Genomic DNA, 7,132 nt, shown 5'->3' on the forward strand with positions numbered 1-7,132 from the left:
GCGCCAATTCCCGCGCATAGTCGCGCACGTCGGCCGGCCACGCCGCATTCGCCGCCTCGAAGCGGCCGCGCTCGCCCGCATAGAGCGCACGCAGCGCCTCCTCGTAGTCCGGCAGATTGCCCGCCAGCGCGGTCATGAAGCGATGCGCGGCTTCCTGCCCCGCACGCACGCGCTCGCGCGCTTCGCTCGCGTGGCGCGCTGCGTCCACGAGCCGCCGCAGCACCACCGATGCGCCGCCGGGCTGCGCGCCGAGCCAATCCCAGTGGCGCGGCAGCAGCGTCACCTCACGCGCGACCACCCCGAGCTTCGGGCGGCCGCGGCCGCGCGGCGCGTCTTCGGCCGTGCCGCGCTCAAGCGCAGCGGCATCGCCGGCATCGCTTCCGACGCTGTCATCGCTGCCCGCCTGCTGGGCGAGGCGCGCCTCGATCTCCGCTTGCGTGCCGCGCAGGTCAAATTCCACCGGGCGCGCGTCGCGGTCGTCAAAGACCAGCACCGCGTGACCGGCATCGCTCCCTTCACGCTCGATCTCCGCCTTGACCGCCAGCGCCACCGCCAGCGGCACGCCCCGCGCGATCACGCGCGTGCCCGCAAATGCCGTACAACCGTTCTTCGCCGCCATGGCTCGCTCCCTTCCGGATTCAATGGTTCGGCGAATTTTATCCGGGTAAATTACATAGCACAATATCACCCGGGTAGAATTTGATCGAAGACAACGGTTGGGCTCCTCAGCCCGATCCGCGGGCAATGCCCGTGTCGCGCGAGTCGGTGGTCGCGGCTGGCAGCCACGCCGCGACGCGATTGCGGCCGGCGCGCTTCGCGGTGTAGAGCGCCGCGTCGGCGGCGTCGGTCAGCGCGCGCCAGTCGGCAAACACGCTCTGGGTCGTACAGGCCACGCCCACGCTCACGGTGAGCACGCCGTTCGGGCTCTCGGCGTGCGGCAGCGCCAGCGCCTCGATAGCCGCGCGCACCTTCTCGGCCAGCGCAAGCGCCTGCGCTTCGCCCGTTTCCGGCAGCAGCAACACGAACTCCTCGCCGCCGTAACGCGCCGCGCAGTCGGCCGCGCGCCGGGCATGCGCGCCAAGTGCATGGGCGACCGCCGCGAGGGCGTCGTCGCCCGCGAGGTGGCCGTAGCGGTCGTTATAGAGCTTGAAGCGGTCCACATCGAACAGCGCCAGCGAAAGCGGCATGCCCGAGCGGCGCGTGCGCGCCCACTCATGGTCGGCGCGAGTCTCGAACGAGCGCCGGTTCGCGAGCGAAGTGAGCGCGTCGGTGCCCGCCTGCTCGCGCAACTCCGCCTCCAGCGCGACGCGACGCTGCAACTGAAGCGTGAACATCACCGCGAGCGCGATCAGCGAGGCGTCGAGCAACGCCGTGAGCGTCCCGATGATCCAGGCGCGCACGCGCCATTCGCGGTAGATATCCTCGGCCGCGATGGCGACACCGAACACGAGCGGATAGCCGTCCACGCGGCGCAACGCGAACCAGCGCCGCACGTCGTCCACCGGGCCGACCGAAAAGAAGCCGCTCGGCTGCGTGCGCTCGAAGCGCTGGAAAAGCGTGGATTCGGCAACGCTGTGACCGATCATCGCCGGGACGTAAGGGCGGCGCATGAGCAGCGTACCGTCGGCGAGCAGGACCGCCACCGTGCCGTTCGTACCGATATCCACGTCGCTGAAGAGCTGCCGGAAGTAGTCGAGCCGCATCGTGCCGACCACGACGCCCGCGAACGAACCATCGGGGTTCGAGAGACGACGGCTCAGGCCAATGGTGGCATTGGCCGGTCCGTCGCGCGGAATGAACGGCCGGCTCAGATAGAGGCCCAAATGTGGCGAATCGCGCTGCGCGGTGAAATAGTCGCGGCCGGCTACGTTGAGCTTGCGCGGCGGCATCGCGCCCGAGTCGTAGATGACATCGCCCGCTGCGTTGGTGACGAAGATCGCACCCAGATTCTTCGCCGTGGCCGAGCGGTCGAACAGCACGCTCTGGCGAATGTCGGCGGGGAGCGCTGCGAGGCGCGGGTCGTCGATCGCATCGATCACGGCCTGCAACGAAAGCGCGTAGACGTCGAAGTTGCGCGCCGTGTCGCGCTCGAACAGCAGTGCGATGTTGAATGCGGATGCGCGGGCGTTCGCGAGCGCGTCGTCCCGCATCTGCGCCATGACCCACGCGGCGATCAGCGTCAGCGCTGCGGCAAGCGCGATGCCAATGGCGATCACGACGTTCGGTCGGCGTGTCATCATGTCGGGCCCTGGGGGATGGCCTTGCAGTGGCGCCGGTGGTCCGGCGCCTGGGGGGCACCCGGCATACGGAGTGTGCCCGGCGCCGCACACGCCGATGCGCAGTCGAGTGTACCTCGTCAAACCCGCGCACGCTGCGTACCTGCTTGCACCCTCGCATGCTGTGCGGCAGTTCGCCATGCGGGTAAGTCCGGGCGGCGCCGGCCTTGGCGGGCAGGCGTTGCTTTTGCTGGCTGCAATGTGCTCGTCGCTGGCCAATCTCCTGAATAATTCCAGCGATCCGCTATTAGTTTGGATTCCTCTGCTTTATGCCGTGAAGCACAACGGGCTCGCCGCGCCGAGCGTTCACTGCGCGCGCAACCCGACGATTGCGCGTGCCTCGATCCACGCACGCCACTGCGCGCCGAAGTCGAAAGCGGGGTCGATGTCGAATGCTAGTGCAAGCGCCGAATCGAGCGTCGCGCCATCGCGCAGCGCAACGAAGGCCTCATGCGCGGCGCGGGTGTGCTCCAGCACTGACGCACGCCACTGCGGGCGCACCACGAGCGCCCACGACGCGGCATCCACGCGTTCGGGCCACGCGCCGCCCGGTTGATGCGCCTGCCAGATCGCCGCCGCGTCAAAGCGCAGGGCGAGCGCCGAGCACGCGGGATGCACCGCAAGACGCGACTGCGCGAGACACGGCGCGCCAAGCGCCTGCCACTGCCGCGCGTCGAGCGGCGTGGCGTCGGCCGGCTCGTTGGCCGCGAAAGCGGCCACATGCAGCGCCCATTCGAGCCGCGCCACATCGCCGAAATACGCATAGCGCGTGTCGGTCTCATAACGCTCGATGAATTCGGGCAAATGCGCGCCGAAGCGGTTGAGATCCGCTTCGCGCGACGCATGCGTGCGCGCGTAGGCGAGCGAAAGTGCGTCGAAATACGCTTCGCCGGTCAGGGCGACGAGCACCGGATAGGCGTTGGCCAGTGCAACACGCCGCGCCGCACGCACGTTGCCTCGATAGAGGCCGAGGCGCTCGTGCAGCTTAGCGGCATCGGCGGGCAGCATCCGGGCGGCCAGCGCGGTATCGGCAGCGGGGTCGTCGAGGGCGGCGGCGAAAGCCTGCTGCTGCGAGGCGAGCGTGTCGCGCGAATTCACGAGCGAACCTCCGCCTCGCGATGCGGTGTGGCGTGTCGCGTGAACCGCTCGCGCGCGAGAAGCGCCTCGTCGAGCAGCACGTCGAGCGCCGGCACCGCCGTGTCCCACTCGATGAGCGTGGGCGTTGCGCCAAACCGCGCGAGCGCCGCCTCGTATAGCGACCAGACTGCCGGCGCGACACGCGAGCCATGATCGTCGATCACCGCTGCTGCGCTCACGCGATGCCCCGCCAGGTGAATCTCGCCTACCACGTGCGGCGGCAGCGCGGCCATGGCCGCGAGCGCATCCTCGCCATGGTTGCATTGATTGACGTACAGATTGTTCACGTCGAGCAGCACGCCGCAACCCGTGCGCTGCGCGAGCGACGCGAGGAATTCGGCCTCGCTGTATGCGTCGCCGCGAAATCGTATGTACGTCGAAACATTCTCGATCAGCACGGCGCGGCCCAGTGAATCCTGCATCTGCGCGACGCGCGCCGCAAGGTGATCGAGCGAGGCCTGGGTGAGCGGCATCGGAAGCAGATCGTGCAGCGCGCCTTGCGCGCTCGCCCCCCAGCACAGGTGCTCGGAGACGACCGCCGGCTCGATGCGCTCGACGAGTCGCGCGAGCCGGGCAAGATGCGCCTCGTCGAGCGGCACCGCCGAGCCGAGTCCGAGCCCCACACCGTGCAGGCTCACGGGCAGATCGCGGCGCACCGTTTCGAGCACGTGCAGGTCGTAGCCGCCATCGCCGAAGTAGTTCTCGCTGTGGACCTCGATCCAGTCGATGCCGGGCGGCCCCGCCATGAAGGCTTCGTAGTGGGCGTGACGCAGGCCGATGCCCACGCCCGCAGGCGCACGCGGCGTGCTCATTTCATGCGCCCCGCAATGCGCGCCTGAACGGCGTGGACTCCATGACGGCTCATTTCTCCGGCGTGCCGCCTAGCTTCTCGCACGTGCCCTTCGGCATGGTCTTGAAGTCGCCCTTGTCGTGATCGACCTTGGCCTCGCCCGCGCAGTCATGCACGCCGGTCTTGCTCGCGCAGTCGTTCTGGCCGGCCTTGGCGACCCCGTAGCAATTCACGGTGTCGTCCGCCTGCGCGACGCTCGCGCCAGCCGTCGCAAGCCCCGCCAGCGCGGCGGCAATCAGCGCCTGACGGCCGAGACGGTTCTTCATGGCGTTTCTCCTTGAACTTTGAAATGAGATCGGGAATGAGCGATCGGGGCTCGCGACCGGCACGGTGCACGCGACCTCCCACGCGCCATTTTGCCTCTTTATGGCGGGCGCCAGCACGGCGCATCGCCGAAGCACGCCGAAATTATTGCACTTCAAGTAATGATGTTTGCCGGATTGCGATCTTTTTCTTTGAAGTGCACTGCAATAAAGTTACATCAACGGTTCGGGCAGCATGATTGTTACGAATCGACTCATAATCTTTGGAGGTTGTTACCATGAAGAATCTGATTGCTGCAGCGCTCGCCGCTACCGTCCTCGTCGCTCCCGCCCTTTCGTTCGCCCAGGAAAGCCAGGCGCCCGTGACGCGCGCTCAAGTGCGCGCCGAACTGGTCCAGCTGGAGAAGGCCGGCTACCGTCCGGGCGTCTCGAGCCCGTACTACCCGCAAGACCTGCAGGCAGCCCAGGCACGCGTCGCGGCGCAAAACGGCACCGCCGAAGCCACGGCCTACGGCGCATCGACGAATGGCAGCACGCAAGCCGGCAACCGCACGGCGAACATCAAGCCGGTCTACTTCGGCCAGTAATCGCGGCTCACGCGCCGCGCAAACGCGCGGCGCGCGACTCGCCCAACGGGCCCGCTCTCCTGTTTGAGAGAGAGCGGGCCCGTCGCATTTTTGCCGCGCCGCGCGTGCAACGCGCGCAGCGCAGCCACTGAAACCTCCGCCGCCGGAAATCCGGTGGCTTTGCCCGGACGTCCCGTCCGGGCCTTTTTCCTCCTTCCCCTCGCGCTGCCCGCGGCGGCGCGCGCGAAGGCCCGCCGCGCTCAAAAGCCGTGGGTCACGAGCGAGAGCACGGAGAGATCGGGGTGGGTTCCATCGATGATGCTGCGGCCGACGTGCACCGCCTCGTCGCTGGCGTCCTGCTCGCTGCGGAAGGTTTCGTCGCCTCCCGCGTGGTACGTGACCGTGTGGCCCGGCAGCGCGGGATTCGCACCGGGGTGGCAAACATAAGCCGTGTAGGTGTAGCGGTTCGCGCCCTCTTCGGTCGGCGTCGTGCTGACGTGAATCTCGAAGCCTTCGTAATCGACCTGATGCATCGCAAGCGGTTGAGCGGTCATGGTGGTCTCCGGGTGCCGCGGGTGAGCGGCTGCGGGCTATGCCCGGCCGGGGGTGGGCGGCCGGGATTTCGGTAATGGGAAGTTTAGGCGATGGGTCCGGCCCGGTGGCCTACTATTGCAAGGCGGCCCAAACCCGGTCCACATCCCAGGGAGCTCGACATGGCTTCAAACAGCGTCCGCCTGCATCGCGTGCTGCACGCGCCGCCGGAGCGTATCTATCGCGCCTTTCTCGATGCCGGCGCGCTCGTGAAATGGCTGCCGCCCAACGGCTTCACCGGAACGGTTCACCAGCTCGACGCGAAGATTGGCGGCCAATACCGCATGTCGTTCACGAACTTCACGACTGGCCACGGCCACTCGTTCGGCGGCGAGTATCTCGAACTCGTCCCTCACGCGCGCCTTCGCTACACCGGAAAATTCGAAGATCAGAACCTGCCCGGCGTCATGCAAACGACCGTGGACCTGCGCGCGGTGTTTTTCGGCACGGATTTGAACGTCGTGCAGGAAGGCATACCCGAGGTCATTCCCGCCGAGGCGTGCTATCTCGGCTGGCAGGAGTCGCTTGCCTTGCTTGCGAAGCTGGTCGAAGCCGAAATCAGGCAGCCCTAACGAGAAAGGGGCGCTCTCGCCCCTTTGTGCCCCTCCCCTTGCGTCGAAGTCGCCCAGGCGCTGCGCCTCAATACCCGAGCGCGCACCCATCCTTGCGATGGTCGGACGCGCCCGTCAGCACGCCCCGCTCCCAATCGATGCGGATGGCCTGCGAGCCGCCAATCGGCCCGGCGGCTGGCACGAGCGAGAAGCCGCGATCCGCGAGCGCCGCGCGCGTGGTGGCGGGCAGCGTCGATTCGATTTCCACGCTTGCCGTGCCCGGACGCGGAAAGACGCGCGGCAGATCCATCGCCGTTTGCATGTCGAGGCCGTAATGCAGCACCTTCGAGAGGAAATGCGCGTGGCCCATCGCCTGATAGTGGCCGCCCATCACGCCGAAGCTCATCTGTACGCGGCCTTCGCGCGCGACCATGCCGGGGATGATGGTGTGCATCGGCCGCTTGTGCGGCGCGATCGCGTTCGGATGCCCAGGCTCGACCGAAAAGCTCATGCCGCGATTGTGCAGCATTACGCCCGACTCCTTGCCCATCAACCCGCTGCCAAATGGATAGAACAACGAATTGATGAAACTCACGCAGTTGCGATCGCGATCGACCACGGTGATATAGACCGTGTCGCGATGCTCGACCGAAGTGAGCGCGGCGGCCGGGTCCAGCACGCTTTCGAGATCGATGCGGCTGCGCAGTGCATCCACGTAGTCGTTGGACAGCAAGCGCTCCACGTCCACGCTCCCCTTGCGCGGGTCGCCCAGTACCGCATCGCGCACCGCGTAGGCGAGCTTGGCCGCCTCGATCTCGCGATGCAGGCGGTCGGCGTCGAGCGGGCTGCCTTCGGCATCGTACTTGTCGAGCAGCCTGAGCAGCAGCAGCGCGACCAC

The 7,132-nt window shown here is 67.4% G+C and carries 9 protein-coding genes; 2 read left to right on the forward strand and 7 right to left on the reverse strand.

The genetic code is table 11. From position 1 onward, the window contains the following. The 5 genes from VMJ11_RS09600 to VMJ11_RS09620 form a co-directional block, all read right to left on the reverse strand. On the reverse strand, nucleotides 1–619 hold a 619-nt coding region (locus VMJ11_RS09600), incomplete at its 3' end, for a DUF2239 family protein (RefSeq protein ID WP_325619179.1). A 106-nt stretch (nucleotides 620–725) separates the two neighbouring features. Further along, on the reverse strand, nucleotides 726–2,240 hold the full coding sequence (locus VMJ11_RS09605) for a sensor domain-containing diguanylate cyclase (protein WP_325619180.1): 1,515 nt from the start codon (nucleotides 2,238–2,240) through the stop codon (nucleotides 726–728). Between the two features lie 342 nt (nucleotides 2,241–2,582). Beyond that, nucleotides 2,583–3,374, reverse strand: coding sequence for a DNA-binding domain-containing protein (locus tag VMJ11_RS09610; protein ID WP_325619181.1), 792 nt, complete (start codon nucleotides 3,372–3,374; stop codon nucleotides 2,583–2,585). After that, entirely contained in the window at nucleotides 3,371–4,225 is an 855-nt protein-coding gene (locus VMJ11_RS09615) for a DUF692 domain-containing protein (RefSeq protein WP_325619182.1), read from the reverse strand. The genes VMJ11_RS09610 and VMJ11_RS09615 overlap by 4 nt, the downstream gene beginning before the upstream one ends. A gap of 49 nt (nucleotides 4,226–4,274) precedes the next feature. Beyond that, nucleotides 4,275–4,529, reverse strand: coding sequence for a DUF2282 domain-containing protein (locus VMJ11_RS09620; protein ID WP_325619183.1), 255 nt, complete (start codon nucleotides 4,527–4,529; stop codon nucleotides 4,275–4,277). 275 nt (nucleotides 4,530–4,804) lie between these two features. On the opposite strand from VMJ11_RS09620, the gene VMJ11_RS09625 reads away from it, so the two are divergent. Then, complete coding sequence (locus tag VMJ11_RS09625; RefSeq protein ID WP_325619184.1) at nucleotides 4,805–5,113, forward strand: DUF4148 domain-containing protein; 309 nt, start codon at nucleotides 4,805–4,807, stop codon at nucleotides 5,111–5,113. A 239-nt stretch (nucleotides 5,114–5,352) separates the two neighbouring features. On the opposite strand, the gene VMJ11_RS09630 is transcribed toward VMJ11_RS09625, so the two are convergent. Next, complete coding sequence (locus VMJ11_RS09630; protein ID WP_325619185.1) at nucleotides 5,353–5,646, reverse strand: hypothetical protein; 294 nt, start codon at nucleotides 5,644–5,646, stop codon at nucleotides 5,353–5,355. Nucleotides 5,647–5,805: 159 nt separating this feature from the next. On the opposite strand from VMJ11_RS09630, the gene VMJ11_RS09635 reads away from it, so the two are divergent. Then, nucleotides 5,806–6,255 carry an SRPBCC family protein gene (locus VMJ11_RS09635; protein WP_325619186.1) on the forward strand — a complete coding sequence of 150 codons (450 nt, stop codon included), beginning with the start codon at nucleotides 5,806–5,808 and terminating at the stop codon, nucleotides 6,253–6,255. 67 nt (nucleotides 6,256–6,322) lie between these two features. Here VMJ11_RS09635 and VMJ11_RS09640 read toward each other — a convergent pair. After that, a partial coding sequence (locus VMJ11_RS09640; RefSeq protein WP_325619187.1) for a gamma-glutamyltransferase occupies nucleotides 6,323–7,132 on the reverse strand: 810 nt, incomplete at its 5' end.

Origin of the sequence: Paraburkholderia sp., from assembly GCF_035501035.1 — a bacterium.
Lineage (GTDB): Bacteria > Pseudomonadota > Gammaproteobacteria > Burkholderiales > Burkholderiaceae > Paraburkholderia.